Source organism: Roseovarius sp. PS-C2 (assembly GCF_018862045.1).
In the GTDB taxonomy this organism is placed as follows: Bacteria; Pseudomonadota; Alphaproteobacteria; order Rhodobacterales; family Rhodobacteraceae; genus Roseovarius.
The window spans coordinates 1-24,879 of sequence record NZ_JAHKSQ010000016.1 but is presented as its reverse complement, the minus strand read 5'-3'; the positions used below and the strand labels follow the sequence as shown (position 1 = coordinate 24,879).

32 protein-coding genes are annotated in these 24,879 nt (G+C 61.8%); 30 read left to right on the top strand and 2 right to left on the bottom strand.

All coding sequences use genetic code 11. From position 1 onward, the window contains the following. Positions 1 to 168: 168 nt before the first annotated feature. From KPG71_RS18795 to KPG71_RS18745, 11 genes are all read left to right on the top strand, one after another. On the top strand, positions 169 to 549 hold the full coding sequence (locus KPG71_RS18795) for an HNH endonuclease (protein ID WP_216340151.1): 381 nt from the start codon (positions 169 to 171) through the stop codon (positions 547 to 549). Between the two features lie 74 nt (positions 550 to 623). Beyond that, positions 624 to 1,106, top strand: coding sequence for a resolvase (locus KPG71_RS18790; protein WP_216340147.1), 483 nt, complete (start codon positions 624 to 626; stop codon positions 1,104 to 1,106). Then, positions 1,106 to 2,818: a terminase large subunit gene (locus KPG71_RS18785; protein ID WP_216340145.1), complete on the top strand. Its 1,713-nt coding sequence runs from the start codon at positions 1,106 to 1,108 to the stop codon at positions 2,816 to 2,818. The genes KPG71_RS18790 and KPG71_RS18785 overlap by 1 nt, the downstream gene beginning before the upstream one ends. 10 nt (positions 2,819 to 2,828) lie before the next feature. Then, positions 2,829 to 4,079: a phage portal protein gene (locus KPG71_RS18780; RefSeq protein ID WP_253196382.1), complete on the top strand. Its 1,251-nt coding sequence runs from the start codon at positions 2,829 to 2,831 to the stop codon at positions 4,077 to 4,079. Continuing rightward, the gene (locus tag KPG71_RS18775) at positions 4,057 to 4,890 is read left to right on the top strand and encodes a head maturation protease, ClpP-related (protein WP_216340143.1); all 834 of its coding nucleotides are present in this window, start codon (positions 4,057 to 4,059) and stop codon (positions 4,888 to 4,890) included. The genes KPG71_RS18780 and KPG71_RS18775 overlap by 23 nt, the downstream gene beginning before the upstream one ends. Before the next feature lie 12 nt (positions 4,891 to 4,902). Beyond that, positions 4,903 to 6,198: a phage major capsid protein gene (locus KPG71_RS18770; RefSeq protein WP_216340140.1), complete on the top strand. Its 1,296-nt coding sequence runs from the start codon at positions 4,903 to 4,905 to the stop codon at positions 6,196 to 6,198. Positions 6,199 to 6,283: 85 nt separating this feature from the next. Beyond that, on the top strand, positions 6,284 to 6,724 hold the full coding sequence (locus KPG71_RS18765) for a hypothetical protein (RefSeq protein ID WP_216340138.1): 441 nt from the start codon (positions 6,284 to 6,286) through the stop codon (positions 6,722 to 6,724). Then, positions 6,648 to 7,301 (top strand): head-tail connector protein, encoded by a 654-nt coding sequence (locus KPG71_RS18760; RefSeq protein ID WP_367397396.1) that lies wholly within the window; start codon positions 6,648 to 6,650, stop codon positions 7,299 to 7,301. Before KPG71_RS18765 ends, KPG71_RS18760 begins: the two co-directional genes overlap by 77 nt. Beyond that, entirely contained in the window at positions 7,298 to 7,627 is a 330-nt protein-coding gene (locus KPG71_RS18755) for a head-tail adaptor protein (RefSeq protein ID WP_216340135.1), read from the top strand. The genes KPG71_RS18760 and KPG71_RS18755 overlap by 4 nt, the downstream gene beginning before the upstream one ends. Then, entirely contained in the window at positions 7,624 to 8,034 is a 411-nt protein-coding gene (locus tag KPG71_RS18750; protein ID WP_216340133.1) for a DUF3168 domain-containing protein, read from the top strand. The genes KPG71_RS18755 and KPG71_RS18750 overlap by 4 nt, the downstream gene beginning before the upstream one ends. After that, positions 8,034 to 8,495 (top strand): hypothetical protein, encoded by a 462-nt coding sequence (locus tag KPG71_RS18745; RefSeq protein WP_216340131.1) that lies wholly within the window; start codon positions 8,034 to 8,036, stop codon positions 8,493 to 8,495. The genes KPG71_RS18750 and KPG71_RS18745 overlap by 1 nt, the downstream gene beginning before the upstream one ends. A gap of 5 nt (positions 8,496 to 8,500) precedes the next feature. Here KPG71_RS18745 and KPG71_RS18740 read toward each other — a convergent pair whose 3' ends face one another. Further along, positions 8,501 to 8,797, bottom strand: coding sequence for a hypothetical protein (locus KPG71_RS18740; protein WP_216340129.1), 297 nt, complete (start codon positions 8,795 to 8,797; stop codon positions 8,501 to 8,503). A 19-nt stretch (positions 8,798 to 8,816) separates the two neighbouring features. Here KPG71_RS18740 and KPG71_RS18735 point away from each other — a divergent pair, with 19 nt between their 5' ends. From KPG71_RS18735 to KPG71_RS18645, 19 genes are all read left to right on the top strand, one after another. Then, positions 8,817 to 9,017, top strand: a complete 201-nt coding sequence (locus KPG71_RS18735; protein WP_216340127.1) for a hypothetical protein — start codon at positions 8,817 to 8,819, stop codon at positions 9,015 to 9,017. Between the two features lie 88 nt (positions 9,018 to 9,105). Further along, a complete protein-coding gene (locus tag KPG71_RS18730; protein WP_216340124.1) occupies positions 9,106 to 9,549 on the top strand; it encodes a phage tail tube protein in 444 nt (147 codons plus the stop codon). Next, positions 9,549 to 9,935, top strand: coding sequence for a gene transfer agent family protein (locus KPG71_RS18725; protein WP_216340122.1), 387 nt, complete (start codon positions 9,549 to 9,551; stop codon positions 9,933 to 9,935). The genes KPG71_RS18730 and KPG71_RS18725 overlap by 1 nt, the downstream gene beginning before the upstream one ends. Continuing rightward, positions 9,935 to 10,087 (top strand): hypothetical protein, encoded by a 153-nt coding sequence (locus tag KPG71_RS18720; protein WP_216340120.1) that lies wholly within the window; start codon positions 9,935 to 9,937, stop codon positions 10,085 to 10,087. Before KPG71_RS18725 ends, KPG71_RS18720 begins: the two co-directional genes overlap by 1 nt. Further along, entirely contained in the window at positions 10,087 to 12,312 is a 2,226-nt protein-coding gene (locus tag KPG71_RS18715; RefSeq protein WP_216340118.1) for a hypothetical protein, read from the top strand. Before KPG71_RS18720 ends, KPG71_RS18715 begins: the two co-directional genes overlap by 1 nt. Before the next feature lie 349 nt (positions 12,313 to 12,661). Beyond that, on the top strand, positions 12,662 to 13,132 hold the full coding sequence (locus KPG71_RS18710; protein ID WP_216340116.1) for a DUF1833 family protein: 471 nt from the start codon (positions 12,662 to 12,664) through the stop codon (positions 13,130 to 13,132). 3 nt (positions 13,133 to 13,135) lie between these two features. Continuing rightward, positions 13,136 to 13,513, top strand: coding sequence for a peptidoglycan endopeptidase (locus KPG71_RS18705; protein WP_216340114.1), 378 nt, complete (start codon positions 13,136 to 13,138; stop codon positions 13,511 to 13,513). Further along, positions 13,503 to 17,153, top strand: a complete 3,651-nt coding sequence (locus tag KPG71_RS18700) for a host specificity factor TipJ family phage tail protein (RefSeq protein WP_216340112.1) — start codon at positions 13,503 to 13,505, stop codon at positions 17,151 to 17,153. Before KPG71_RS18705 ends, KPG71_RS18700 begins: the two co-directional genes overlap by 11 nt. Then, on the top strand, positions 17,150 to 17,902 hold the full coding sequence (locus KPG71_RS18695) for a hypothetical protein (RefSeq protein WP_216340111.1): 753 nt from the start codon (positions 17,150 to 17,152) through the stop codon (positions 17,900 to 17,902). The genes KPG71_RS18700 and KPG71_RS18695 overlap by 4 nt, the downstream gene beginning before the upstream one ends. Positions 17,903 to 17,990: 88 nt before the next feature. Then, positions 17,991 to 18,365, top strand: coding sequence for a hypothetical protein (locus tag KPG71_RS18690; RefSeq protein ID WP_216340109.1), 375 nt, complete (start codon positions 17,991 to 17,993; stop codon positions 18,363 to 18,365). Positions 18,366 to 18,468: 103 nt separating this feature from the next. Further along, positions 18,469 to 19,257, top strand: a complete 789-nt coding sequence (locus KPG71_RS18685; RefSeq protein WP_367397395.1) for a lysozyme — start codon at positions 18,469 to 18,471, stop codon at positions 19,255 to 19,257. Continuing rightward, positions 19,254 to 19,775: a hypothetical protein gene (locus KPG71_RS18680; RefSeq protein ID WP_216340107.1), complete on the top strand. Its 522-nt coding sequence runs from the start codon at positions 19,254 to 19,256 to the stop codon at positions 19,773 to 19,775. Before KPG71_RS18685 ends, KPG71_RS18680 begins: the two co-directional genes overlap by 4 nt. After that, a complete protein-coding gene (locus KPG71_RS18675) occupies positions 19,775 to 20,038 on the top strand; it encodes a hypothetical protein (protein WP_216340106.1) in 264 nt (87 codons plus the stop codon). Before KPG71_RS18680 ends, KPG71_RS18675 begins: the two co-directional genes overlap by 1 nt. 162 nt (positions 20,039 to 20,200) lie before the next feature. After that, positions 20,201 to 20,548 (top strand): hypothetical protein, encoded by a 348-nt coding sequence (locus KPG71_RS18670; protein WP_216340104.1) that lies wholly within the window; start codon positions 20,201 to 20,203, stop codon positions 20,546 to 20,548. 12 nt (positions 20,549 to 20,560) lie between these two features. Next, on the top strand, positions 20,561 to 20,947 hold the full coding sequence (locus tag KPG71_RS18665; protein ID WP_216340102.1) for a hypothetical protein: 387 nt from the start codon (positions 20,561 to 20,563) through the stop codon (positions 20,945 to 20,947). Between the two features lie 12 nt (positions 20,948 to 20,959). Then, a complete protein-coding gene (locus tag KPG71_RS18660) occupies positions 20,960 to 22,204 on the top strand; it encodes a right-handed parallel beta-helix repeat-containing protein (RefSeq protein ID WP_216340100.1) in 1,245 nt (414 codons plus the stop codon). An 11-nt stretch (positions 22,205 to 22,215) separates the two neighbouring features. After that, positions 22,216 to 23,910, top strand: coding sequence for a glycine-rich domain-containing protein (locus KPG71_RS19795; RefSeq protein WP_216340097.1), 1,695 nt, complete (start codon positions 22,216 to 22,218; stop codon positions 23,908 to 23,910). Next, complete coding sequence (locus KPG71_RS18650) at positions 23,907 to 24,266, top strand: hypothetical protein (RefSeq protein WP_216340094.1); 360 nt, start codon at positions 23,907 to 23,909, stop codon at positions 24,264 to 24,266. Before KPG71_RS19795 ends, KPG71_RS18650 begins: the two co-directional genes overlap by 4 nt. A gap of 155 nt (positions 24,267 to 24,421) precedes the next feature. Next, positions 24,422 to 24,616 (top strand): hypothetical protein, encoded by a 195-nt coding sequence (locus KPG71_RS18645; protein WP_216340092.1) that lies wholly within the window; start codon positions 24,422 to 24,424, stop codon positions 24,614 to 24,616. 25 nt (positions 24,617 to 24,641) lie between these two features. Here KPG71_RS18645 and KPG71_RS18640 read toward each other — a convergent pair. Further along, positions 24,642 to 24,879: hypothetical protein (locus KPG71_RS18640; protein WP_216340090.1), on the bottom strand; the 238-nt coding region annotated here is incomplete at its 5' end.

Genomic DNA, 24,879 nt, shown 5'->3' with positions numbered 1-24,879 from the left:
GTCGCAATTCGGTTAGTAATTCGGAAATGCACCGGACAGAACGCCTGAACCAGCCTTGCGGCTTTCCAATAGGACCACCGCAAGTGCAACTGCGTAAGCTATGAGATGACATGGCCCGGCACACCGCTGGGCCTTTGTCGTATCTGGGCTGATCATTCGGAGATCATCATGGGTAAGCTGGCAGGCCGTGGCCTTCCGTCCAGGCTGGGCGCTGCGAAGTCACGCCTGCCTCGATCGCAACCGGCACAACGGGATGCGGTGCGGGACCGGGATGAGCCGTGGCGCAAGAACTACAAGACGGCGCGCTGGCAACGGACAGTGAAGGCGATCCGCAAGCGCGATCAGATGACGTGCCAGCAGACCGGAGAGCTGTTGGTCGGGAAGTATCCCGCACCCAACAGCCCGGTGGTCGACCACATCATACCGGCCCGTGACCTCTGGGTGCGCGGCGAGATCGACAGGTTCTTCGATCACTCGAACCTGCAGCTGGTCAGCAAGGCATGGCACGACCGGCACAAGCAAAGCATCGAAAAGGGCGGCACCCACTGAAGGGGGGGGGCGGGTCAAAAGTCTGGAAAGCCCAAACGCCTAGACCCGCCCCCCCATCATTCGGAGATTTTTTCTTGGCTGACGATGAATTCGACCTGTTCGGCGATCCCGTTCGGCTGCCCAATGGAAAGAGGGGTCGGCCTGCGCATCAGCCGACGCAGAAATTACGCAATAAAGTCATGACGTTACTGGCTCTTGGTTGGAACAATGAGCGGATCGCCAACGCGATACACTGTTCGGTTCCGACGCTGAAAAGGTATTATTTTTCAGAGCTTAAGCGTCGAGCCATCCAGCGCGACCGGCTGGACGCTTGGCGGATCGAGCAAACCATCGAGCAGGCGAAAGAGGGGAACGTGGGCGCGCAACGTCTGCTCGATCAGCTGATCGAGAAGAACGACAAGAAGGTTCAGGCGGCGCGCTTGCGCGACATCCAGTCGGAACCCCGTCCGGAAAAGCTCGGCAAGAAAGAGATCGAGCGCCGGCAGGCGGAAAAGATCGCGAGCGGGGATTCGAGCGATGACTGGGACGATCTGTTGAAGCCGGGATATTCGCACTGATGGACGGCGCAATCGAGTTCCAGCGGGATCCAGCATGGAATACCGCGCTGCCGGATTGGCAGGATCGGCTGCTGAACGGCCGGTCGATGGTTCCGGACCTGCCGCTCTATGACGCCGTGGCCGAAAAGGCGTTGCGGATTTTCAAGCGGCTGAAGGTTCCGGACCTGATCGGCACGCCGACATATGGCGAGGTGTGCGAGGAATGGGTGTTCGACCTGGTCCGCGCGATCTTCGGAAGCTACGACCCGGAGACCAAGCGCCGCGCGATCCGCGAGTTCTTCCTGCTGATCCCGAAGAAAAACGGGAAGTCGGCAATCGCGGCGGCGATCATCGTGACGGCGGCGATCCTGAATGAGCGACCGCAGGCCGAGCTATTGCTGATCGCCCCGACGCAGGAAATCGCCAAGATCGCGTTCAAACAGGCGCGTGGCATCATCGCGCTGGATCAGCAGCTCAGCGGGTTGTTCCGGGTGCAGACGCACCTGAAGACGATCACGCACCAGACAACGGAAGCCGAGATCAAGATCCTGTCGGCAGACGGTGACGTGATCACCGGGTCGAAGGCGACTTACATCCTGATCGATGAAACCCACGTCCTGGGCCACAAGCACAAGGCCCCTGACATCTTCCTTGAGCTGCGCGGCGGGCTGTCATCGAGGCCGGAAGGCTTCATGCTGCAGATTACGACGCAATCGAAGGAACGTCCGAGTGGCCAGTTTGCCAAGGAATTGACCAGGGCGCGGGATGTGCGCGACGGGAAGCTCGACCGCCCGGTGCTGGCGGTGCTCTACGAACTGCCCGAGGCGATGCTGAAAGAGGAAGAGTGGCGCGACGAGTCGACATGGGGTCTGGTCAATCCGAACCTCGATCGCTCGGTCAGCCTCGAATACCTGCGCGACGAGTATATCTCGGCGGAGCGGGACGGCCCTGAAGCGCTGGCGCTCTTTGCCTCGCAGCACCTGAATGTCGAGATCGGGATCGGTCTCAATTCCGGTCGTTGGGTTGGCGCCGACTATTGGTTGAAGGCGGCACGACCGGAAATGGACCTCGATCTCATCCTCGCTGTGTCCGAGGTGGTGGTTGCCGGTGTTGACGGTGGCGGCCTCGATGACCTTCTGGGGTTTGGGGTGATGGGGCGCCATGCCGAGACCAAGCAATGGCTGCAATGGGCAAAGGCTTGGGCGGATCGGGACGTTCTGGAACTGCGCAAGGCCATCGCGCCAGAGTTGCTGGACCTCGAAAAGGCCGGTGAGCTGGTGCTGGTCGACAACATCGAGGAAGAGGCCAACCCGGAGATCGTGGAGCTGTGCTGCCGGATCCGCGATGCCGGTCTGTTTCCGGAGCAAAACGGGATCGGCATGGACCCGGAAGGGGTCGGTTCGATCATCGACGCGCTGGTGGATGCCGGGTTCTCGATCGAGGATATCGCCTCGATCAGCCAGGGCTACAAGCTGAACGCGGCGATCAAGACCGCGCCGGTGAAGCTGAAGAATGGATCGATGCTCCATTGTGGCCAACCGCTGATGACCTGGTGCGTCGGGAACGCGAAGACCGAGAGCCGAGGTAACGCCGTGATCGTAACCAAGGCGCAGAGCGGATCGGCCAAGATCGATCCGCTGATGGCGCTGTTCAACACGGTGATGCTGATGAGCTGGAATCCGGTGGCGACAGGTCCGTCAGTTTACCGTGAACGCGGCGCTTTGGTGATGTGAAGGATATCGCATGGGATTTCTGAACTGGCTGCGCAGTCCTCGGGCCGCGTTTCAGCCGAACGATGGCGGCCGTCAGGTCACCACGCCAGATGAACTTGCTGATGTGATCCGTTCACAGGCAATGTCGAGCGCCGCCGGCATGCCGGTGAACGCCAATACGGCGATGCGTGTCGCCGCAGTCTATGCGTGCGTTCGGCTGATTTCCGGACCTGCCGCGAACCTTCCGATCGATGTGAAGGAGCGTGTCAGCGATGACGTCCGCCAGAACCGTCCCGATCTGCCGCTTTGGAATGTTCTCCGGCGCAAACCAAATTCGTGGCAGACGCCGTCTCAGTTCAAGCGCATGTTGCAGGCCCATCTCCTGCTGCGCGGCAATGCCTATGCCCAGATCGTGTGGTCTCGTGGCCGGGTGATCGGCCTGTTGCCGCTGCACCCCGACCGCATGAAGGTCGACCAGCTGGACGATCTGTCGCTGCGTTACACCTATCGGCGTCGTGACGGTGGCGAGGTTCGGCTCGATCAGAAGGACGTTTTCCATCTCGTTGGCCTGACACTTGACGGTGTTCTCGGCGTTTCGGCGATCACCTACGCTCGCGAAACCATCGGTCTCAGCATGGCCCAGGAGCGGCATGGCTCGACCACCTTCAAGAATGCGGCGCGGCCGAGCATGGTGCTGAAGCATCCCGAAAAGCTCGGCAAGGAAGGGCAGGAATTCCTGCGCGCCAGCCTCGACGCTTATCGCCAGGGCGGTGAGAGCGAAGGCAAGGCACTGATCCTCGAAGAGGGAATGTCGACCGAGGCGCTTTCCATGACATCCGAGGATGCCCAGTGGATCGAAAGCCGAAAATTCTCGCGCTCCGATATCGCCATGTTCTTCGGGGTTCCGCCGCACATGATTGGCGACACCGAAAAGACCACGAGTTGGGGCAGCGGGATCGAACAGCAATCGATCGGCTTCGTCACCTACACGCTCGAAGATTACCTCACGACCTGGGAAGAAACGATCAACAAGGATCTGATCACGGATCCGAGCATCTACGCCAAGTTCAACCGCCGCGCCCTGGTTCGCGGCGACATCAAGACCAGAACCGACCACTACGTGAAGATGCTGCAGTGGGGTGTCTACAGCCCGAACGAGGTTCGCGCCCGAGAGGACGAAAACCCGCGCGATGACGGCGATGTCTACTACGACCCGCCGAATACAGCTGGTCAAATCGAAGACAACAACGGAGACGGCAATGACCCTAAAGAGCCTTCCTGAGATCAAGGCCGGGCGCATGCCCGAAACATTCGCATTCGAGGCCGATCCGCAGGCCCTGGACCGCTGGAGTTCCGGCATCAAGTCCGCCCAGGCACCGGAGAACACGATCACCATTCTCGACGTGATCGGCGAGGATATCTGGGGCGAGGGCGTGACATCGAAGCGTGTCGCGGCGGCGTTGCGCCGGATTGGCGATCAGGAAGTGTTCGTCGACATCAATTCGCCGGGCGGCGACTTCTTCGAAGGTGTCGCGATCTACAACCTGCTGCGCCAGCACAGCCAGAAGGTAAACGTGCGTATCCTCGGCCTTGCGGCATCGGCGGCTTCGGTTATCGCGATGGCCGGGGATGACATCCAGATCGGCCGTGCCGGGTTCCTGATGATCCACAATGCGTGGGTGATCGCGATCGGGAACCGCCATGACATGCGCGATGCCGCCGATGTGCTTGAACCCTTCGACGATGCGATGGCGGCTGTCTATGCCGCGCAATCCGGCGTCGAGAAATCAAAGGTCGCGGAATGGATGGACCAGGAGAAATGGTTCAACGGTGAGCAGGCCGTCGAGGCCGGGCTTGCCGATGGTCTCCTGCCAGCCGATGCCGTCGCCGAAGGCGAGGAAAAGAACCGCGCACAGAATTCCACCAAGAAGGTGGACACCTTGCTGGCCAAGGCCGGCATGCCTCGCTCAGAACGCCGTGCGCTTCTGGGCGATATCAAGGGGGGCACGCAGAACGCTGCCCCTCCCGTCACGCACGACGCTGACGATTGGACGGCTGCCGCCGCGCAGCTCATCACCGCAATGAGGTCATAAAGGAGCACCCAGATGACCAAACACTTTCTCAACCCGGCGCGTAAAGCGCGCGGGATCGTAGCGGTTCGTGCGGACGCATCGAACCCTGCGGAAATTCTGGCTCAGATGCAGGCCGCGTTCGAAGAGTTCAAGGCCGAGCGCAACGCCGAAATCGAAGATCTGAAGAAGGGCCAGCAGGACGTTGTTCGCTCCGAGAAGATCGATCGGATCAACTCGGAAATCAGCTCGCTGCAGACATCGCTCGATGAGGTGAATGCGACCATGGCGGCGCTGCGCACCGGCGGCAACGGTGGCGGACAGATCGATCCTGCCGTGGCTGAACACCAGACCGCGTTCAATTCGTGGTTCCGTCGCGGTGATCGCGCGATCGATGCCGATCTGCACGAACTCGAGGTCAAGGCCTCCCTGTCCACGGACAGCGATCCGGATGGCGGCTATCTTGTTCCCGAGGAAATGGCCTCGGAAATCGACCGCGTGGTCGGCACCGTTTCTGCGATGCGCGAACTCGCGACCGTGATGCCCATCGGCACGGATACCTACAAGAAGCTGGTGAGCATGGGGGGTGCCGGTTCTGGCTGGGTTGGCGAGAAGGAAGCGCGTCCGGAAACGGCCACGCCCAACCTTCGTGAGCTGATCTTCAACACCCAGGAGCTTTATGCCAACCCCGCCGCGACCCAGAAGTCGCTGGACGATGCCCGGCTGGATATTGCGCAATGGCTTGCCAACGAAGTGTCCACCGAGTTTGCCGAACAGGAAGGCCTGGCCTTCATCTCCGGCGATGGTGTGAACAAGCCGCGCGGTGTGATGGCCTACGATACCGTGGCCAATTCCAATTACGCCTGGGGAAAGATCGGGTTCATCGCATCCGGCAAGGCCGATGGTTTCGTGGCCCCGACCACGTCTGTCAGCCCGGCCGATTGCCTGATCGATCTCTACTATGCCCTGAAGCAGCAGTATCGCAACGGCGCGACCTGGCTGATGTCGGATGCAACCATGGGCAAGGTGCGGAAGTTCAAGGACACTGACGGCAACTTCATCTGGGCGCCGCCCGCTGGCACCGCCGAGGTTCCGACGATCCTCGGCAAGCCTGTCCGCACCGATGACAACATGGACTCCGTTGCCGCTGGCAAGCTGCCGATTTCCTTCGGCAACTTCAAGCGCGGTTACCTGATCATCGATCGCTTCGGCATCCGTGTTCTGCGCGACCCGTTTACCAACAAGCCCTACGTGCACTTCTACACCACGAAGCGTGTCGGCGGCGGGGTGCAGAACTTCGAAGCGATCAAGCACCTGAAAATCTCGACCTGATCGGGCGAGTGAAGGTTTGACCTGATCGGCCGGGGCGGTGATAGGCCGCCCCGGCCTCCATCAACTCTCAGAAAGGGTTAGTTCCATGAAAGACCTCCATTCTGGCACGAAGGCTCTGGTTGCGATTGCCGCGGCCACCCTCGACGCCGACAACACCCCGCCCGCGATCGACCTTCAGGGGTATGACGCGGCGGAATTCGTCCTGGCCATTGGCGCCGGTGGCATCACCTTCTCCGGCACGAACAAGATCGAGTTCAAGCTGACGCATTCCGATGACGACTCGACCTATGAGGCTGTCACCGTGAATGACGTGCTTGGGATCGATTCTGTCGCAGATGGTGGCATCGTGAAGGCTCTGACCGCTGCGCATGCGACGGCTGGCGTCTATCGCTTTGGCTATGTCGGTGGCAAACGCTACCTGAAACTGCTGGCTGCCTTCTCCGGCACGCATGGCACCGGCACACCGATCGCGGCGACGGCCATGCTCGGCTACGGCCACGACAACCCGCAGGCCGATCAGGCCTGATATGGTCCCGCCGGTTCGCATAACTGGTCCAGCGCAGAGTCCTGTCTCGCTGGACCAGATCAAGAAGCATGCTCGTGCCGTCGACTTCTCCGACGATGACGAACATATGGAAGCCCTGGTCAATGCGGCTGTGGCTTACTGCGACGGATATGCCGGCATTCTGGGCCGTTGCCTGGTCGAACAGGTTTGGCGACAGGACCATGAGATGTGGAAGGCCAGCCTGAGCCTGCCGTTTCCGGATGTCTCGGCTGCGATGGTCAAATACTTCGGTGCGGATGGGGCTGAGCAAACCCTCGATGCCGGTCTTTATGAGATCGTGAATGCTGAGCGAGGATCCAAGATCGTGTTCAAGGATGCGTTCAGCCGCCCGAGCCTCGACAGCGATCGCGAACTGCCGGTTTCGGTGACGTTCACCGCTGGATACGGAGCCCCGGAATCGGTGCCCTGGTCCTTGCGTGTCGCTATCATGCAGCTTGCGACCCATTGGTATGAACAAAGGGGCATTACGGGAGATGCTGAAACACTGCCGTTCGCATTCAATGCGCTGATCGCGCCATACCGAAGGGTTGCACCGTGAGGGCTGGCGATCTCCATAATGCGATCACCTTCGACGCGCCGTCCTATGACGCACAGGGCGTGCAGGACGGCTGGACAGAAGGGGCCTACAGCTGCCGGGCGCACTTCCGCTACCTGCGCGGCTCGGAGGTTGTCATGGCCGCCCGCCTGGACGGGAAGCAACCAATCGTTGCCACCATCCGGCGCGGATCGAAGGCGGACACGATCACCACGGACTGGGTGCTGAAGGATGCCCGCAACGGGACGGTCTACAACATCCGAACCATCGTGCCGACCGATGATCGGGCGTGGTTGGAGATCACTGCCGAAAGCGGGGTTGCGGTATGAGCGCGACGAAAGAGGTCCGCCAGCTCGTAGAGGCCACGCTGAAGGCCGATGCTGGCGTTTCGGCCCTCGTGAGCGATCGTGTGTATCCAAAGCCCCCGCCTGCGGCCAGCCGGACCTATCCGGATATCACCTTCGGGCCGGTGGATATTACGCCTGACGATGCCGAGTGCATCACGGGGCGCAGCCATACGCTCCAGCTCGATTGCTGGTCGCGTGAGCATGGCAAGCAAGATCAATGCTCTGATCTTGTCGATGCGGTTAAATCCGCTTTGCACGAGGCGGACCTGACGCTGGCGGTGAATGCGCTGGTGCAGATCCGTGTCGTGCTGGTTCGGGTGTTCGACGATCCGGACGGTCTGACAACACATGGCGTCGTGCAGGTCACGGCGGATATCGAGGAAGCCTGATGGTTCAGGGCGTTGCCAAGTTTCGTCGGAAGTTTCGCGAAGCGCCCAAGATCATCCACGAGAGGCTCGCAAGGGGTCTTGAACGGATAGGCGATGAGGTGGTTGCGGAAATTGATCTTCTGAATCCGCTGCCGGAAACGATCAAGATTGGGTGGACATGGGGCGATGCGCCGCGCGGATCAGTGACCCTCGGATCGGTCGGGAAGCAGGGATACGAGACCCTGAAAATCACGATCTTCGCGACGGCGGCCACCAGTGAATATCCGGCGGGGTTCCCTGCGGTGGCTGCATGGTTCGAATTTGGGACAAACTTGAGGGTGCAAAAAACAACGGGTCGAGAGGTCGGGCGGATCACGGCACAGCCATATTTCTGGCCTACCATCCGCGCCAACAAGAAAAGCATTCGCAGCCGCCTTCAAGGCATCCTGCGGCGGGCGATAAAGAAGGCAAACCAGCTATAGGGTTTTTACCTGTCACCGAAGCATGTAGCGCGCGGGAAGTCGCGTTTCGCCTTGTCTGCGGTCAAGTGGCACAAGAACAGCTTGCCGTCATATATGACGAACAGTTCGTGCACGCGTAGACCGGTTGGTGAGGCGGAGCCATGTTTCGGAACTTCGAAATCGGTCAGTGAAGTCGAGCTGATGATCTTTCCACTGGAAATGATTTCGGCGTTGCTTTGCGCGATAGCGCTGTATGGCAGTGCAGCCAGAACAAGCGGTGCAATGAGTTTTGCGGACATATCGTTCCTTTCGAAGTCTGTCATCTGAACAAAGAGGATTAGCATGCCAAAGGCAATTTTCCATCGAGACGCTGAAATTCGCTCGAAGACCCGGAATGTCGCTTGGTCGATCAAGGCTTCGCCGGATCCACAGAGCTTTCCGCGCGAGTGCATCGAACTGGCAGTGGCCTCTGGTGCGGCTGAGATCGTCGCACCGACGCGAAAGAAGGAATCGGTGGAAACGCCGGACAAAACGGACGGCTGAGCCGTTCATGCCCATATCTTGGCCCTTGGGCAAGGCCGAGACCGGAACGCCGTGATGGCGTCCCTCATCCCACAGAAGGAGCCTACCCATGGCGAAGGCAACTACCCAAAAGTTCTCTGAATTGGTGCTGGAGGTCAGTGATGACGGCGGCACCACCTGGGCGAAGCTGTGCGGGCTGGTCGATGTCGAGATCACCCGCACGTCAAATATCGACACCGCAGAGGTGCCGGATTGCGCCGATGAAACCCTGCCGCTGAGCCTCGAAAAGCAGGTCCGCAGCATTGAAGTCTCAGTTTCGGCAAGCGGTGTCTGGGCGCAGGAAAGCCATGGCACGATGATGGACTGGTTCTATTCCAGCGCGGCCAAGGATGCCAGGCTCGGCAATCTGAACGCCGCGAGTGGCGAAACCGAGTATGAGACGGGAATGGCGCTCCTGGCGAGCCTGAACAACGCCCGCACCAAAGGGCAAAAGGTCAGCGCATCGATCGAGCTGCAGTTCGATGGCACGCCGACCAGGACGGCCAAGGCCTGATGGACACAGTCCGTTTGAGCTGGGTGGGGGGCGAACATCCGTTCGCCCTTCCGCTCGGCAGGCTGCGTGCCTTGCAGGAAAATTGCAATGCCGGGCCGGAGGAAGTGTTCAACCGCCTTCGCCTGGGGCGTTGGCATGTTGATGATGTGCTGGAGCCGATCCGTCTTGGTCTGATCGGTGGCGGCATGCCTGATGGCGATGCTGGCCCGCTGGTGACACGGATCGCCGATCAGGGCGACCTGATTGGACTGAAGCTTACGGCCATCGCTGTTTTGGCCAGTGCACTTTTCGCACCGGAGGATGATCCGGTGGGGGAGGGCGAGGGGGTGACAACGTCAGCCCCGGAAAATGGCGGTTCTCCCACATCTACCGAAACGGCGCAGTGATGGGGTTCACACCTCAACAGGTGAACGAAATGAGCGCGTGGGAATTCTCGGCATGCGCCGAAGGGTTCCGCAGCGATACGGACAAGGACAGTGGTGAGCCTTCGGATATCGAGGATCACCGCTTGCGCGAAATGGGCATCAAGGGTTTCTGATGGCACAAGAGCAAGACGGCCTTCTGGCCGAAATTGGCGTCACCGAACAGCGTTACCTTAAGCAGCTCGCAAAGTTGGAGGCTGAGACTCTTCGATCGGCCAAGCGCACGGAAAATAACTGGCGCAAATCCAACACGCGGGTCTCGCAGTCATTTCGGAATGTGGACCAGTCCGCCAATCGATTTGCGCGCGGCGGCATGCGAAACGTCAGCCTTCAGCTCAGCCAGGTCGCACAGCAGGCAAGTGCAACAGGCGATCCGTTGCGGGCGTTGGCAATTCAGTTGCCGGACTTGACGCTCGGCTTCGGGACGCTTGGGATCGCGGCAGGTGCTGTCGCGGGCGCGCTGCTGCCGTTGGCCGTGGAGTTTCTTACAGCCGGTAAAAACGCCGAAGAACTGGAAAAAACGGTCGAAGAGCTTGGCAAATCGGTCAAACGCTATGAAGCAGCCGCCAAGAATGCCTCACGCCCGACCAGCGACCTGCGGAAAGAATACGGAGACCTCGCCGATGAGGCCCGTCGCCTATTCAACGCTCAGCGTGATCTGGAAAAGCTGGATACGATGGGTGCCCTGCGAGATGCGCGCATCGGCATCGCAGATCAATTCGGCACGCTCGGTGGTGTCACTGAACAATACGCACGATCCTACAGTTCAGCCCAAGCCAGATTGGCAGAGCTGAACAGAACGCCGACGAACGCGCAGGGTATTTCGACGCTCAGCGACTCGGAGCTGCGCGCACGGATCATTGAGGCCGAGCAGTTACAAGAGATCATCGATCGGGTTCAGCCTGCGATCCGCCGAGTGAAAGAAGAGCTGCAACTGTCAGATGAGGCTGCTGGTGAATTTCTGGCTGCGCTGGTGCGTCTGCGAGACGCTGACACGAACGAAGAGCAAGTGCAGGCCCTGACCAAGGTTCGAGAGCTCTACTTCGAGGCCGTCAATGCGACTGGAGAGCTGACCGAAGCGCAAGAGGAAACCCTGCGCCAGATCCTTGAATCCGAGCAGGGCATGCTGTCGTATCTCGCCGTCACGGAAAACGCCGGTTCGGCGACGGCTACGGCGGCGGCTGAAGCATCCAACCTTGCCAACGAGGTGAGCCGCGCCGCCCAGGCGGCGCTGGACTTCGTGAGCAACCTCGGTTCTGCCAATCTGGCAGGTCTGCGGGCAGAGGTCGCGGCACTTGAAGGCGGAGGCAGCAAGGCCGACGCAGCGGCGGCGCGACGTGAAGCTGAGATCAGATCGAGTGCTGAGTTTCAGGCCGCCATGCAGGGCCCCGCCGGGTTGCGTCAGCAGGCTCTGGCTGGGTTGCAGGCCGAGGTGAGTCAAGCCCGTGACAAGGTGCTTCTTAGCAGCCGTCGCAGCGAAGCTGTGCGCGCGCTAAATCCGAGTTCCTCGCGCGGCGGGGGCGGTGGTCGCAGCAAGAAGGGCGAGCCTGGCTTCTTCGATGCCACGGATGAGCAGATCGAACGCCTGAAGCAACAGCGCGAACTTCTGGGCGAAACTCAGGGCCGTGTGGCCGAGCTGCAGGCAAAGTGGGAACTGCTGGCCGAGGCCAAGCGCCGCAACCTCGATCTGGACGCCCAACAGGCAGAAACAGGCCTGACGCTGCGCGAAGAGATCAACCAGCAGGCCGCTGCAATTGGCCGGCTGACGCAGGAACAGGAACGCGCGGCTGAACAAACCCAATTCCTGAACGACATGCAGAGCCAGTTGAAAGACGGGTTTCTCGACGCGATCATCGAGGGCGAAAGCCTGTCCGGTGTTCTTGAGGATTTGGCCAAGGCCCTGGCGAAGGCCGCTTTGCAGGCGGCGCTCTTTGGAGATGGCCCGCTTGCTGGCGTGTTCGGCACGTCCGGCGGCGGTGGGATCCTCGGCAGCATCTTTGGTGGCATCTTCGGGCGCGCGACAGGTGGGCCGGTGAGGGCAGGGCAAGCCTACCAGGTCGGTGAGCATGGCCGCGAGCTGTTTGTGCCGCGCACGGACGGGCAGATCGTCAATGCCTCTGATGTTCGTCAACTGTCCGGTGCTAGATCCGGAGGTGGAAAGCAGCAGTTAACCGTGAACATACACGAAAATGCCAGTGATGGCGAAACCAGAGTCCAGCAGTCGCATGGTCGGGTCGATGTTTTCCTGCGCAAGGCACAGGCCGACAATTTGCGTTCGGGAGGTCTTGATGCAGCCATGCGTGATCGTTTTGGTCTTCGTCCTCGACCACGGGGGGTATGATGGCAACTTGGCCTTCCACAGTTCCATTCTTCGTCGCACACGGAAACCTTTCCCGTAGTGGTCCGGTTGACGCAGTCATCCGAACTCAAATGAGCTCCGGGCCGCAAAAGGTCAGGCGTCGTTTCACTGCTGCGACAAAGAACTTTACCGGGGTCACGCCGTTTCTATCAAAAGCACAGCTTGTAACGTTCGAAACGTTTTTCGATACGACACTAGCAATGGGTTCACTAAGTTTTTCCGCAGTCGATCCACTTGACTGCACAAGCAAGACATTTCGTTTTGTCGGAAGCTATTTAGTCAGTCCATCTGGCCGATCCTATCGCATCTCGGCCGAGTTGGAGATCCTGCCATGAGGGTTTTCAGCCCGGTATTCCTGAACGCGATCCACGCGCAGGAAAGCGGCGAGGTTCTGTTGCCGCTCATGCGCCTGTCGCACACCGACTGGGCGACGGATCTGCGGTTCGTGCCGGATTGGCAGGAGATCACGCATGGCGGCGAGGTCTACAGCCCTTACGCCTTCGAGGTTTCGCTCCCCGACGACGAGGATCAGGGGATCCCGGTCCTGCGCTGGACCGCCGACAACGTGAGCCAGGAGCTGATCGTGCAACTCCGGCAGGTGCGTGGACCGATCTCGGCCTATGTGGTCTGGGTGCTGGCCAGCCAGCCCGACACGATCGAGGTCGGTCCGCTCGATCTGGAAATCCAGGCGGCGGAATACGACGCGCAGACGATCAGCGGAACGATGGGGATCGAGCCGATCCTCGAGGAGCAGTTCGGCTACCTCGAAATGACACCATCGACGGCGCCGGGCCTGTTCTGAGAAATGTGGTCGGATGCGTGGATCGGCCTGCCCTATGCCGAGCTGGGGCGGGGGCCTGCCTATGACTGCCTCGGGCTGTTCCTGGCGCTGCAAGAGGCCCGGCAGGGGCGCGTTCTGCCCGATCCGGCCTGCACCGCCACGCAAGCGCATCGCAGCGGCGTCGTGGACGCGCACAAGCCCGGCTGGGCGCGGGTCGACACCGCGCAAGAGGGTGACGCGCTGCTGATCCGAATGATGGGCCGCGTGTTGCACGTCGCCTACGCCATCAACGCCCGCGAAATGCTGCACACGGATGCGGACGCGGGATCATCGACAATCGAGAACTTCCGATCGACGCGCTGGCGCGGTCGGGTCGAGGGCATCTACCGATATGCAGGCTGAACTGACCACTGTCGCGCAGCGCCATCCGCTCGAGACGCGCGCCAGCTATCGCAAGGCCTATGTCGGCATGACGGTGGCCGAGATCGTTGCACAGCACGATCTGCCGGAACGGATGGGCCTGCCGGTGGCCGTGGTGATCCGCAACGGGCATCACTGGGTTGTTCCGTCCGATATGTGGGGCAGGGTGCGCCCCAAGGAAGGCACCCGCGTCGAGATCGGCTATCCGCTGCAAGGCCCGGCCATCGGTGCAATCGCGGCGGCCGTGGTGAGCGCGGCGGCCCCGGCCATCGCCACATCGGTATTCGGCCTCGCGGCTGGATCGTTCGCCTTCTCGCTGGCCGTGGCCGGGATCTCCATCGTGGGCGCGCTTCTGGTGCAGGCCCTGATCCCGCCGCCGAGCCAGAAGCAGACACCGCAGTTCGAGACGCCGCAGAACTATTCGGTGACCGGCGTTCGCAACACCGAGAACCGCTACGGCATCTATCCAAAGGTTCTCGGCCGCTATCGCCTGTTCCCGCCGAAATCGGCGCGCGGTTACACCGAGACGGTCGGCCAGGACATCTATTATCGCGGTCGCGTGGCCGTGGGGTGGGGGCCGGTGGCGCTGTCCGACATTCGCATCGGCACGACACCGATCACCGAGTTCGAAGGTATCGAGATCGAGTTCCTGAATGTCGACCAGACGGAAACGCTGTCGCTGATGCCGGATCTGTCGGGGATCACGGTGGCATGGCGCACCGGGACCGAAGCGCTGACCCTGATGCCCGACAACATCTTCGAGGATCCCTACAACGTCAAACTGAACAAGGACGAGCCGATCATTCGCACCACGCGGGAGGCAACGCGATCCGCCGCGGTGGATATCACCTTCCCACAAGGCCTGGCGTTCCTGCGCGACAACAACACCCTGCCCGGCGCGATCGGGTTCAGCTTCGAATATCGCAAGGTCGGCGACACCACATGGATCGACGCTGGCGGCGAGGTGTTTCGCGGGGCGTCGACTTCGCTCCTGCGGTTCACCAAGCAGATCGCGCTGCCGTCCGAAGGCGAATGGGAAATCCGCGTCAACCGCAACAGCGTGCAGCTCGGCCAGACCAACATCCTCGACGATTCCTACCTGTCCGGTATTCGCTCGATCCGCTCCGGGGGGCTGCCCAGCCATGACGGCATTGCCGAGATCGCGTTTCGCCTCAAGGCCAGCGACGAGCTGAACGGGCAGGTCGATACGCTCAACATGATCGCGCACCAGATGGCGCCGGTCTGGGATGGATCGTCGTGGTCCGCACCGCAGAGGGTGCGCCATCCGGCGTGGATCTTCGCCGACGCGATCAAGGGGCCGCATCTGCGCCGCCCGGTGCCCGACAGCCGGATTGATCTCGACGCGCTGAAAGCCTGGGCGGACGAGGAAACGCACTGGACCTGCGACACGGTGGTGGACACCGGAACGCAGCTTGCCGAGGTGCTGGACCTGATCTGCGCCACGGGCCGCGCCAAGAAAACGCTGGCCGACCTGAAATATTCGGTGATCCTCGACGGAGCGCAGGGGCCGATCCGGCAGGTGTTTAGCCCGCGCAACTCGTGGGGCTTCAAGGGGGCGGTGACCTTCCCGCGCGAGATCCACGCCTTTCGCTGCAAGGTCGTGTCCGAGCGGCTGGAATGGCAGGAGGATGAAATCACGGTCTATGCCGACGGTTACAACGCCCTGACCGCGACCGAGATCGAGACGCTGCCCCTGCCGGGCGTGGTGGTGACCGAGAGCGAGAATGACGAAGGCAACGCCTGGCGCCTGGCCCGGTATCACCTCGCGCAAGCGATCCTGCGTCCCGAGCAGTTCGAGTGGAACTCCGACTGGGAGGCGATGCGCGTCACGCGCGGCGACAAGGTGCAGCTGGTCCATGACGTGCCGAGCATCGGTGTTGGGGCCGGGCGGCTCAAGTCCTTCACCAGCAGCGGCGGTGTTGTCGACACGATGACGCTCGACGAGAGCTTCGAACTCGGGACCGAGTATTACAGGCTGACGGTTCGGCAGGACGATGGGACGCGCCACGAGGTCTTTGCCCAGCTATCCGCCGGGGTCTGGACGGTGTTTTCCGGCACCATCAACGATACCGACATTGCCAATGGCGATCTCGTGGTCGTGGAGGAAGCCACACAGGAAACGATGGAGGTGCTGGTCACCGGCGTCTACCCGAACCCGGACGGATCGGCCCGCCTGACCGGCGTTCCGGCCGCCCCTGCGGTTCTGGATGCGGATAGTGGGACAATCCCACCATATCTGCCGATCGTGACCGTGGCGCGCAGCAATCCGAATTTCGGTCCGCCGCGCCCGGTTGTGCGCACCATCGTCAGCGATCAGAACACGGCCCAGATCGAGCGAGGCGGGTCGCTGCAAGCCCGCGCGGCCCTGTTTCTCGATCCGTTTGCCTCGCAAGACAGCGTCGGGGCGAGCCTGCAGCTGCGCTGGCGGCGTGAAGATGGCTCGGAATGGGCCTATGGCGACATGCAGATCCCCGGCTCGCCAGCGATCTATACCGGGCCTCTGGAAACCGGGCAGGATTACCGGCTCGAGGTCCGCGCCGTTGGCGATCTCGGCAAGTTCCGGGGCTGGGTCGATGGCGGGGTGATTACCGCAGCGATCAGCGACGTTCCGCCAAGCACGGTGACCGGCTGGCAGGTCGTGCCGGCGGAGGGGTTCGTCCAGATGCAATGGGACGATCCGACCGCGCTGGACATGAGCCATGTCGAGATCCGCTACACCAGCGCCGCCTCGGGCAGCTGGAACGCCTCGACGCTGATCGGCAAGGTGCCGTATCCGAAGCTGACCGAAAGCGCCTTTGCCCGCGCCGGGACTTATATGATCAAGTGGGTCGACCGTGGCGGGCAGAAAAGCACCACGGCGGCATCGGTCACGATCAGCAGCCAGCAGCTGAAAGCCGCCAACGCAGCCGCGACCCAGACAGTCAGCCCGACCTTCTCGGGCACGTTCAGCGACACCGAGGTAGTATCCGGCGAGCTTCGCCTCCTGCCAGACGGGAGCGGGAACTATCCGGCATCCGGCACATGGACATCGGACACGCCCGTAGATCTCGGGGCCAAGTATCCGGTGCGCATCACGCCCAATATCGAGGCGAGCGCGTTCTCACCGAATGACGTGATCGCGAACTGGCCGGTGCTGGTCAACCTGGCATCGCTGGCACCGTCGAACCCGGACTCGTGGGGGCTGACCGTCGAAGTGGCGTTCTCGGACAGCGATCCGACCGGTGGCACGGATTGGAAGCCGCTGACCGGCGGCGACTATCTCGGGCGGTATTTCAATTTCCGGGTGTCGATGACCTCGGATCGCACCGACACCACGCCGCGCGTCTCGCTGTTGGAGTTCGTGCTCGACATGCCGGATCGCGTGGAAGGCACCGATGGCGTGTCCAGCGGGACCGGGGGTCTGAGCGTGACCTACACCCCGGCATTCCGGGAAACCCCCGCGGTGGTGATCTCCCCGATCAACCTGCCGAGCGGCGGTTACGCGCAAGTCACGAATGAAAGCCGCACCGGCTTCGACGTGGAGTTTTTCAACGCCAGCGACACCAGCATTGACGTGGTGTTCAACTGGGTGGCCCGAGGCTACGGAAGGGAACAGGCATGACGCAAAACTGGATCGGGCAGGTCAATGTCAACACGGAGGATGGCTCTGACCTTGTTGGTCGCCTGAACAATTTCGACACCGCCCACAAGACCAACCAGGCGGGGGCAACACGGCCGACCGGTATTTCAGCTGGTGGCTTGTGGTCGAAGGACAATGGCGGCGGATCGTTCACGCTGATGCTGTTCGACGGTTCGACCGACATTCCGCTGACGTCGCTTCCGGGCGGTCTGGCGGCAGGGGACATGTTCTACTGGAACGGCACGGCTCTGGTGCGCATTCCGGCCGGGACCAATGGCCAGGCCCTGATTTATGACGCATCCCTGACCAAGCCGAAATGGGGATCTGCCGGGGGCGGCATGACCGCCATCGGAACACAGGCCACGACCAGCGGGGGATCAGTATCGCTCAGCGGCATGACGCTCACCGATTACAAGTTTCTGCGTGTCACCTTCAACAGGATCAGGGTCGGCACCGTTGCGAGTTCCGATCCGTCCGAGATCGTTTTCAACGGCCTGACAATCCTGCCGTCTCTAGCCAACAACACCCGATTCAGCGGCATTGCCGAGATCGACCTCACGAACGGCATCCAAACCTGCACCATCCGTTCGCAGAGCGATGGCTCCTATGTCAGTTCCGAGGATTCCGGCATCACGACGGTATCGACCGCGGTGACACTTGAGCGAAACGGGTTGGGAGCCTTCAACGGGAATTTCAGCGCAGGTGAGTTCGTCGTTTACGGGGTGAAGTAACCTGCCAGTGCGAGAGCGCAACCGCGTGAGCCTGGCCAGTCCCGGCACAGCCGGGGGCAACTGAAACTGCCAAATCGGGAAAGAAGACATGCAGCAATCGACGGAAGTGGTCGGGCCGGTGGCGCTCGGCACATTTGGCGTGGCCGGATCGTTCTTGACCAGCCACGGCACCAGCTGGCTGGCCATCGTGGTCGCGATCATCGGGGCAATTCTGGCCGCGACCGAACTGGACCCGTGGCGCTGGCGCGATGCCATTGGCGTGGCGGTGTTCAACTGCATCATCGGCATTATCGGGGGCGCGATCCTCGCTGCCACCTTGGCCAATGCGGGCTGGATCACTCATCCGCTCGGTTTGGCCGGCACGTCATTTGCCGTCGCGTATTTCGGCCATGACGCGGTGCAGAAGATCAGGCCTGCCCTCGTGTCCGTTTTGGTGCGGGTCATGACGGGAGGCCAGAAATGACACGCAAGATCGTCCGTTCGACTGGATACAAGCGCGCTCGGCTGGTGGCGTCTGCCATCGTCTGGGCGCTCATCGTCATCGCTATCATCATGGAGGCAACATCGTGAGACTTGTTGATAACTGGAAGTCGATCCTTTGGCGATCGCATTCGATGTGGGCGGTCTATCTGGGCCTTGCTCTTCTCGGCATCCCCGAGATTTTTTACTTCTTTTGGGAAATGCAGATCATGTCGCCCTATATCAGCGGCTGGGGTGGCCTTTTGCTGCTGGCCTATGGTGGTCTTGGCCGGATCAAGGATCAGGGCATCGACCGGAACCGGCTGCGAAGTCCGTGGATCGTGGCGCTGGTGGCGCTCCTGATCGCCGCCTGGGCCGTCTATGACGATCTAAGCCTTCCGGAGCCGCAAATCCACTCCGAGGCTCCTGCGGCAGCTGACAGCGCCGCTGAAACGCTACAGATCGCCGTGCCCCTCATCGCGAAATGGGAAGGGCTGCGAACCAAGGCTTATCTCGATGTGGTGGGCGTCTGGACGGTCTGCTTTGGCGAAACCAAGGGCGTGAAGCCCGGCGACAGCTATACCGAGGCCGAGTGCCGCGCGATGCTGGCCGACCAGGTGGCGGTCTATAGGGCAGGGCTGCATGAGTATTTCAGCGCCGAAACCATAGCCAATCGCCTGCCGCCGACGCGGGACGCGGCCTATACCTCTCTGGCCTATAACGTGGGAATCGCCGGGGCCGGGAAAAGCACCGCCACGCGCCGCCTGAACGCCGGGAACATCGCTGGCGGGTGCGAGGCGCTGACATGGTGGAACAAGGGGGGTGGCCGCGTTCTGCGCGGTCTGGTGCGGCGTCGATCCGAGGAACGCGCCCTGTGCCTTGAGGGGCTGGCATGATCGTCGGAATCGGCGACAGCAACCTTGAGTTCGGCAATCACGGCTGGGCGGAAGGTTTCGGTCGGCTGACTGCCTTCCGGTCGCTGGTGTCATTTCCCGGCGGATCGTCGCGGGATGTGCTGCGCGCTCTGCGCGGCATGCCGCCTGACGTGATCGCGGACCTGGCGCCAAGCTCGGTCCCGATCCTCGTGACACTCGGTATCAACGACATGCTGCAAGGCATCGGGCCTATCGAGTTCGCCCGCAATCACCGGGACATCATGCGGCTGGTCGAGGCCGCGGGCGGGCCGCGCTCGTGGATCTGGATGCCGAGCCATGTCACCGGCCATTGGAAGCTGGAAGTCCTGCGCACGGTCTTGTGCCTTTACGCGATCTGGCGCCGGGCCCAGTTCGTGAACCTGCGCGCTTACCGGGATCTGACGATCTACCGCTTTCCCGACGATCCGTTCCACCTGCAACGGTCGAGCTACGTGCAGATTGCGCGTCGGGTCATGCAGGACATGCAGGGGCAGGACTGATGTGGATCACGGCGGCTTTCAAATTCTTCACCGGCCCGATCGGGCGGTGGATCGGCGCTGCGCTGATCGTTGCGGCCTTTGTCGGCTGGCTCCGGTGGGACGCCGGGCAGGACGTGCGCCGCAACATCGACGCCGACAGCAATGCGGCCCGGCTCGAATACCGCGAAACCTCTGAACAGGAGAAAGACGATGTGGAAAGCATCTCTGCTGATGATGTTCTGCGCGAACTTCTTGGCAGGCTGTCCGGGCCCGACAGCGACTGACGCGCTGTTCAAGGACGTATCCCGCCCGCCGCCGAATACCCCGGCCGAGGTGGTGAAAACCATCGCAACCGATGCGCCCGATCTTGGGCGCTGGATCATCTACCAGGACCGAGCCTGTGAATTGCACGGCTGCCTGTCGAGCTTCTGAATGAGGAACCCTTCATGACCAAGGTAAACGAGAAATATCAGCGCATCGGCTATGGGCTGGTGCGGGACAAGGCCACCGGTAAGCCCAAGGTCGACGATGTGTCGGCCCTTCACCCGATGCACTTCATGATGATGTCGCATGCCGAGCGTGTCGAGCTGGGCGGGCACCCCGATTGCTGGGCCCGCGATGCGCAGGGCTACAAGCGCGTCGAGAAGATCGGCGTCGGTCGCTACCGCGCGCTTGAGGCTCTGGTGGCGGTATCGGAGGTGTTCGACGTTCACACGGGCGACGTGTGGCGGCTGGCACAGCGCGGCGATGGGGCAGCTGGCTCCGAAATCCACGTTGAAAACGCAGATCGGTAACAGGAGAAACACATGACCACCACGATCTCGGCCGCAGCACGTAACGCTGCATGTGATGCCATTGTCGATCTGATCGACCTTGGCTCGACCGATGCCAATGGCGATCTGGTGATCCAGACCAGCGGCGATGTAGAGGTCGCAATTTTGGCGCTGTCCGATCCTGCCTTTGGAAATGCCGCCGCCGGTGTGGCCACGGCCAACTCCATCAGCGATGACACGAACGCCACGGGCGGCACGGCTGCCAACTTCATCCTGCGGGACAAGGACAACACCGAGGTGATGCGCGGCCTGTGCGGCACCTCGGGCGCTGAACTGAACCTGTCGAGCCTGTCGATTGGCTCGGGCGACACCGTGAGCGTGTCCAGCCTGACCACGACCATGCCCGCCACAGACGCGTAAGGGGCTTTCCCAATGGACTACAAACTCGTTTACGAAACGAACGGGCAACCGGCGGGGGATGGGCTGCGCCCGACGCGCATCTCAAATGAAGGGCAGTCGCTCTCCGTTCTGGTGGACATCAAGGAAGAGAAGTTCACGCCTCTCATCTTCGTGCCCATTGAGGAAGCGCCCGATCCGGTTGAACCTCAGCCCGATCCCGAGCCGACGCCTGATCCGATTCCCGATCCGGTGCCGCAGCCCGTTCCGACCCCGGCCAACGTGCAGAACGCCGGCGAACTGGCGCAGGCGCTATCGTCGGCCATCGGTGGCGAGACGTTCGTGCTTGCCACCGGCAACTATGGTGACTGCCCGAGCATCCCCTCGGGCGTGACGCTGCAATCTGCCGACCCGGCCCAGATGCCGAAATTCTCGCGCCTGAACGTGGTGAACCGCTCGGATGTCTCCCTGCTCGATCTGCATATGAAATACACCTACGCTGCTGGCGATGGCGATGCGACGAACCGTTTCCTGTGCCAGGACAGCACGAATGTCCGGTATATCGGGTGTCTGATCGAGGGCGACTATTCCGAAACCGGCGAAGGCAAGGGCCGTGGCCTTCGCTTCTGGGGCAACAACCGGAACTGTCTGATCGAAGCCTGTGAGATCGCGCACTGGTGGAAGGGTTTGGGCCTGAACGGCACCGATATCGTATGTCGCGGCAATGATATCCACGATATCCGCTCGGACGGCATCAATACCGGCGATGGCTCGAATTACCTGATCGAGCTGAACTACATCCATGACTTCGCCATGATCGGCGGTCAGTTCGATCACCGCGACATGATCCAGATCATCGGCTCGGCCAACGGTATCACGATCCGCGATAACCTGCTGGATCAGGGGGCGGGGCGCTATGCTCAGGGCATCTGGTCCGACGCCAACAGCAAGGATTTCGGCGTGGTGATCCAGAACAACGTGCTGATCATGTCGCACACCAACTGCATCGCCTGGATCAACTTCGATGGCGGCGATTGGAGCGGCAACCGTGTGGCGCAATGGCTGGACGATCAAGGCAATCCACGCCTCGACAACAACCCCGGCATCGCAATTCCGAAGATCAATGCGGGCGGCGACAACTTCCTCTTCATGGACAACGTGGCTCCTGGGATCATCAACCCCAAGACCTACGATCCGAGCAATCAGATCAAGGTGCTGGACGACAAGGCGCTTCGGGCCGAGGCGCAGGCCGATCCGCGCTGGTCGCACTTCTTCAAGTAAGGATCGCCTGAATGGTTTCTGCAACCGTTTCCGGCTTCACCGGCACTGGTGCCACAAAGACCAGTTCCGGCGGCAAGGATATCTATGAGTTCCCCAACGGCGGCACGATCACGTTCGATGGTGCCGGGGATATCGGGTATCTCGTCGTTGCTGGTGGCGGCGGCGGTGGCCGCGAGGATGGCAAGGGCGGTGGTGGCGGCGGTGCCGGGGGGTATCTCGAAGGCACAACGGCTGTCACCGCAGTTGCGCATGATGTCACGGTCGGCGCTGGCGGTGCGGGTGCGACGGGGGCCGCAGAAAACGGTGCCAACGGCGGCGACAGCTTCATCCAGATCAACGGCGGCGCTGATGTCGTTCGATCAGACGGCGGCGGCGGGGGTGGCGGCACATTCCCCGGCGGTTCTAACGGCGGCTCGGGCGGTGGCGGACATGTAACCGGCGATGGCGTCGGAGGCACGGCAACCGCAGGTCAAGGCAACGATGGCGGCGGTGGGGGCCAGACGGGCGGCAACACCACGCGATGCGGCGGCGGTGGCGGCGGTGCCGGTCAAGCCGGTTTCGATCACAACGATGCGTCTTTCCCGGCGCATGGCGGCGATGGCACCGCATCCAGCATTACCGGCACGTCAGTCACCTATGCTGGTGGCGGCGGCGGCGGCAACCGGGATACAGCCGATGGAACACCGCTCGGCGGCGCTGGCGGTGGTGGTGACGGCGGCTCAGGCGGGGGCGTAGCTGGCTCAGACGGCACAGATGGCCTCGGTGGTGGCGGCGGCGGCGGTGCCGGGAATGCCAACGGCGGGGCAGGCGGATCCGGTTATGTGGTCATCACGGTCGATACGCCGGGCGGATCATCTGTTACCGGCTCCGGCGCTCTGACCCCCGGCGGCGCCACGATTGCCTCGACGTGCGAACGCAGCGTGGTAGGCGCAGGCGCTCTCGCTCTTGGCGGCGTTCGGCTCGATGCCTCTGGCAACCGGGAAGTGATCGGCGCAGGCGCGCTCTCTATGCGCGGCCCGCAGCTTGATGCATCTGGCGAACGTGAAATCCCGGCCTCTGGCGCGCTTGCCGTGGGCGGCGCGGCGCTGGATGGGGCAGGGGGTGTTGGCGGCAATATCTCAGGCGCAGGCGCGCTTGCTGCTGGCCCTGCAAAGCTCGATGCATCTGGTGAGCGCCAGATAGCCGGCGCGGCGGCCCTGTCGCCCGGCGGGGCGCAACTGGATGCTTCAGGTGAGCGCGAAGTGACCGGCACGGCCGCCTTGGCGATGGGGCCGGCCGCTCTGGCATCTGCCGGGTCCGTTGGGGGCGTGATAGGCGGCTCTGGTGCGCTGTCCGTAGGCGCTGTGAAGCTCGACGCCTCGGGCGAGCGCAGTATCCTTGGCGCGGCGGCTCTGACGCTCGGCGGCGCAATGCTGGACGGGGCAGGCGGCCTGTCTGGCAACATCAGTGGCAGCGGTGCGCTAACCATGGGTGGGGTGCGGATCGCATCCACAGGCGAACGCACAATTTCAGGCATCGGTTCGCTGACTGTAGGGGCGGCACTCCTATCCGGCACGGCAATCGGTGGGATTGTCCCGGTCCCACCCGGCACTCTGGCCATCATCGGCACGCCAGCTGCGCGTGCTGCCATCATCGGCACGCCCGCTGCGCGCGCCGCCATCATCGGCACACCTGCCGCCCGTCCTCAGATTATTGGTGACCCATGACACAAACGCTTGATATCGACGAATTCAAACACGGCGAAACCATTGAATTCACGGTGGCTGCAAAGAACCGCGACGGATCCGTGATCATCACGCCCGGAAGTCAAACTCTGACATTCTGGATCGGCACCAGCCCCGGCGGGGATTTCTCGGTGAAGTTCAATGCGCCGCCAGAGGTTGTTCTGTCAGACGCTGGCAACGCTATCTGGCTTGTGAGCATCCCGATTTCGGCCTATGGGCCTTACCTGGTCGAGGGGCGCAGCTATTACTACGATATCACCACGCAGCTCGGGTCGGACGATCCGATCCTGCAGAAGAAGGGGCGGCTCCGCCTCGGGCCAGCCATAAATTGGACATAGAGATCGGCTACGGCTGATGCGCGCCAGGCGCTTCCTGGCATATCCCGTTGAGCGCCGTAAGGGGTTCTATTGGGGTTACCTCCCTGTTGGACTGGCCCCTGTCGAGAGATCGATGGGGGCCTTTTTTGTTTCGGGGAACATCCTATGTTCGCGTCATGCCAAATGTTCTGCATATCTGGTGCCGCTGCGGGCACTACGGCCGGGTCGAGGTGGACATGAAGGATGACCACAATCAGACCATGCGCCGGGTGCGCTGCAGCGCCTGCGGCAAGACTGGGGCCGCAGCGGAATTTCGGCTCGGTTGGGTCGACGATATGAACTGGCGGCAGGACCTGGGCGATCAGCGATAAGGCTTTTCAATGTCGCGCTGGACAATCACAGCGCGATATGGAAAACCATCGCACACGCCGCGTATGTTCTTCCGTTCCACATTACTGCCATTTTGCGGCGCACCTCCAAAGGTCTTGCCCCGCCCATCGTGGCGGGGTTTTTTGTTGCCGATTCCCGACTGATTTTTCCCACTCGATTTTTCCCACCTGATATCGGTGGGTAAAAAGTTGCGAAAAACGGTTTAAAAACAATGGCATAAAATTGCATTGGTAGGCCCGGAGGG

Bases quoted from the DNA above. Each gene is read 5' to 3' on its own strand.
- KPG71_RS18745 (WP_216340131.1), top strand. From the start codon at position 8,034: ATGGTTCAGGGCGTTGCCAAGTTTCGTCGGAAGTTTCGCGAAGCGCCC.
- KPG71_RS18795 (WP_216340151.1), top strand. From the start codon at position 169: ATGGGTAAGCTGGCAGGCCGTGGCCTTCCGTCCAGGCTGGGCGCTGCG.
- KPG71_RS18680 (WP_216340107.1), top strand. From the start codon at position 19,254: ATGATCGTCGGAATCGGCGACAGCAACCTTGAGTTCGGCAATCACGGC.
- KPG71_RS18725 (WP_216340122.1), top strand. From the start codon at position 9,549: ATGGACACAGTCCGTTTGAGCTGGGTGGGGGGCGAACATCCGTTCGCC.
- KPG71_RS18670 (WP_216340104.1), top strand. From the start codon at position 20,201: ATGACCAAGGTAAACGAGAAATATCAGCGCATCGGCTATGGGCTGGTG.
- KPG71_RS18665 (WP_216340102.1), top strand. From the start codon at position 20,561: ATGACCACCACGATCTCGGCCGCAGCACGTAACGCTGCATGTGATGCC.
- KPG71_RS18710 (WP_216340116.1), top strand. From the start codon at position 12,662: ATGAGGGTTTTCAGCCCGGTATTCCTGAACGCGATCCACGCGCAGGAA.
- KPG71_RS18700 (WP_216340112.1), top strand. From the start codon at position 13,503: ATGCAGGCTGAACTGACCACTGTCGCGCAGCGCCATCCGCTCGAGACG.
- KPG71_RS18770 (WP_216340140.1), top strand. From the start codon at position 4,903: ATGACCAAACACTTTCTCAACCCGGCGCGTAAAGCGCGCGGGATCGTA.
- KPG71_RS18660 (WP_216340100.1), top strand. From the start codon at position 20,960: ATGGACTACAAACTCGTTTACGAAACGAACGGGCAACCGGCGGGGGAT.
- KPG71_RS18695 (WP_216340111.1), top strand. From the start codon at position 17,150: ATGACGCAAAACTGGATCGGGCAGGTCAATGTCAACACGGAGGATGGC.
- KPG71_RS18750 (WP_216340133.1), top strand. From the start codon at position 7,624: ATGAGCGCGACGAAAGAGGTCCGCCAGCTCGTAGAGGCCACGCTGAAG.
- KPG71_RS19795 (WP_216340097.1), top strand. From the start codon at position 22,216: ATGGTTTCTGCAACCGTTTCCGGCTTCACCGGCACTGGTGCCACAAAG.
- KPG71_RS18775 (WP_216340143.1), top strand. From the start codon at position 4,057: ATGACCCTAAAGAGCCTTCCTGAGATCAAGGCCGGGCGCATGCCCGAA.
- KPG71_RS18675 (WP_216340106.1), top strand. From the start codon at position 19,775: ATGTGGATCACGGCGGCTTTCAAATTCTTCACCGGCCCGATCGGGCGG.
- KPG71_RS18730 (WP_216340124.1), top strand. From the start codon at position 9,106: ATGGCGAAGGCAACTACCCAAAAGTTCTCTGAATTGGTGCTGGAGGTC.
- KPG71_RS18740 (WP_216340129.1), bottom strand. From the start codon at position 8,797: ATGACAGACTTCGAAAGGAACGATATGTCCGCAAAACTCATTGCACCG.
- KPG71_RS18765 (WP_216340138.1), top strand. From the start codon at position 6,284: ATGAAAGACCTCCATTCTGGCACGAAGGCTCTGGTTGCGATTGCCGCG.
- KPG71_RS18780 (WP_253196382.1), top strand. From the start codon at position 2,829: ATGGGATTTCTGAACTGGCTGCGCAGTCCTCGGGCCGCGTTTCAGCCG.
- KPG71_RS18650 (WP_216340094.1), top strand. From the start codon at position 23,907: ATGACACAAACGCTTGATATCGACGAATTCAAACACGGCGAAACCATT.
- KPG71_RS18720 (WP_216340120.1), top strand. From the start codon at position 9,935: ATGGGGTTCACACCTCAACAGGTGAACGAAATGAGCGCGTGGGAATTC.
- KPG71_RS18645 (WP_216340092.1), top strand. From the start codon at position 24,422: ATGCCAAATGTTCTGCATATCTGGTGCCGCTGCGGGCACTACGGCCGG.
- KPG71_RS18735 (WP_216340127.1), top strand. From the start codon at position 8,817: ATGCCAAAGGCAATTTTCCATCGAGACGCTGAAATTCGCTCGAAGACC.
- KPG71_RS18715 (WP_216340118.1), top strand. From the start codon at position 10,087: ATGGCACAAGAGCAAGACGGCCTTCTGGCCGAAATTGGCGTCACCGAA.
- KPG71_RS18760 (WP_367397396.1), top strand. From the start codon at position 6,648: ATGGCACCGGCACACCGATCGCGGCGACGGCCATGCTCGGCTACGGCC.
- KPG71_RS18785 (WP_216340145.1), top strand. From the start codon at position 1,106: ATGGACGGCGCAATCGAGTTCCAGCGGGATCCAGCATGGAATACCGCG.
- KPG71_RS18705 (WP_216340114.1), top strand. From the start codon at position 13,136: ATGTGGTCGGATGCGTGGATCGGCCTGCCCTATGCCGAGCTGGGGCGG.
- KPG71_RS18690 (WP_216340109.1), top strand. From the start codon at position 17,991: ATGCAGCAATCGACGGAAGTGGTCGGGCCGGTGGCGCTCGGCACATTT.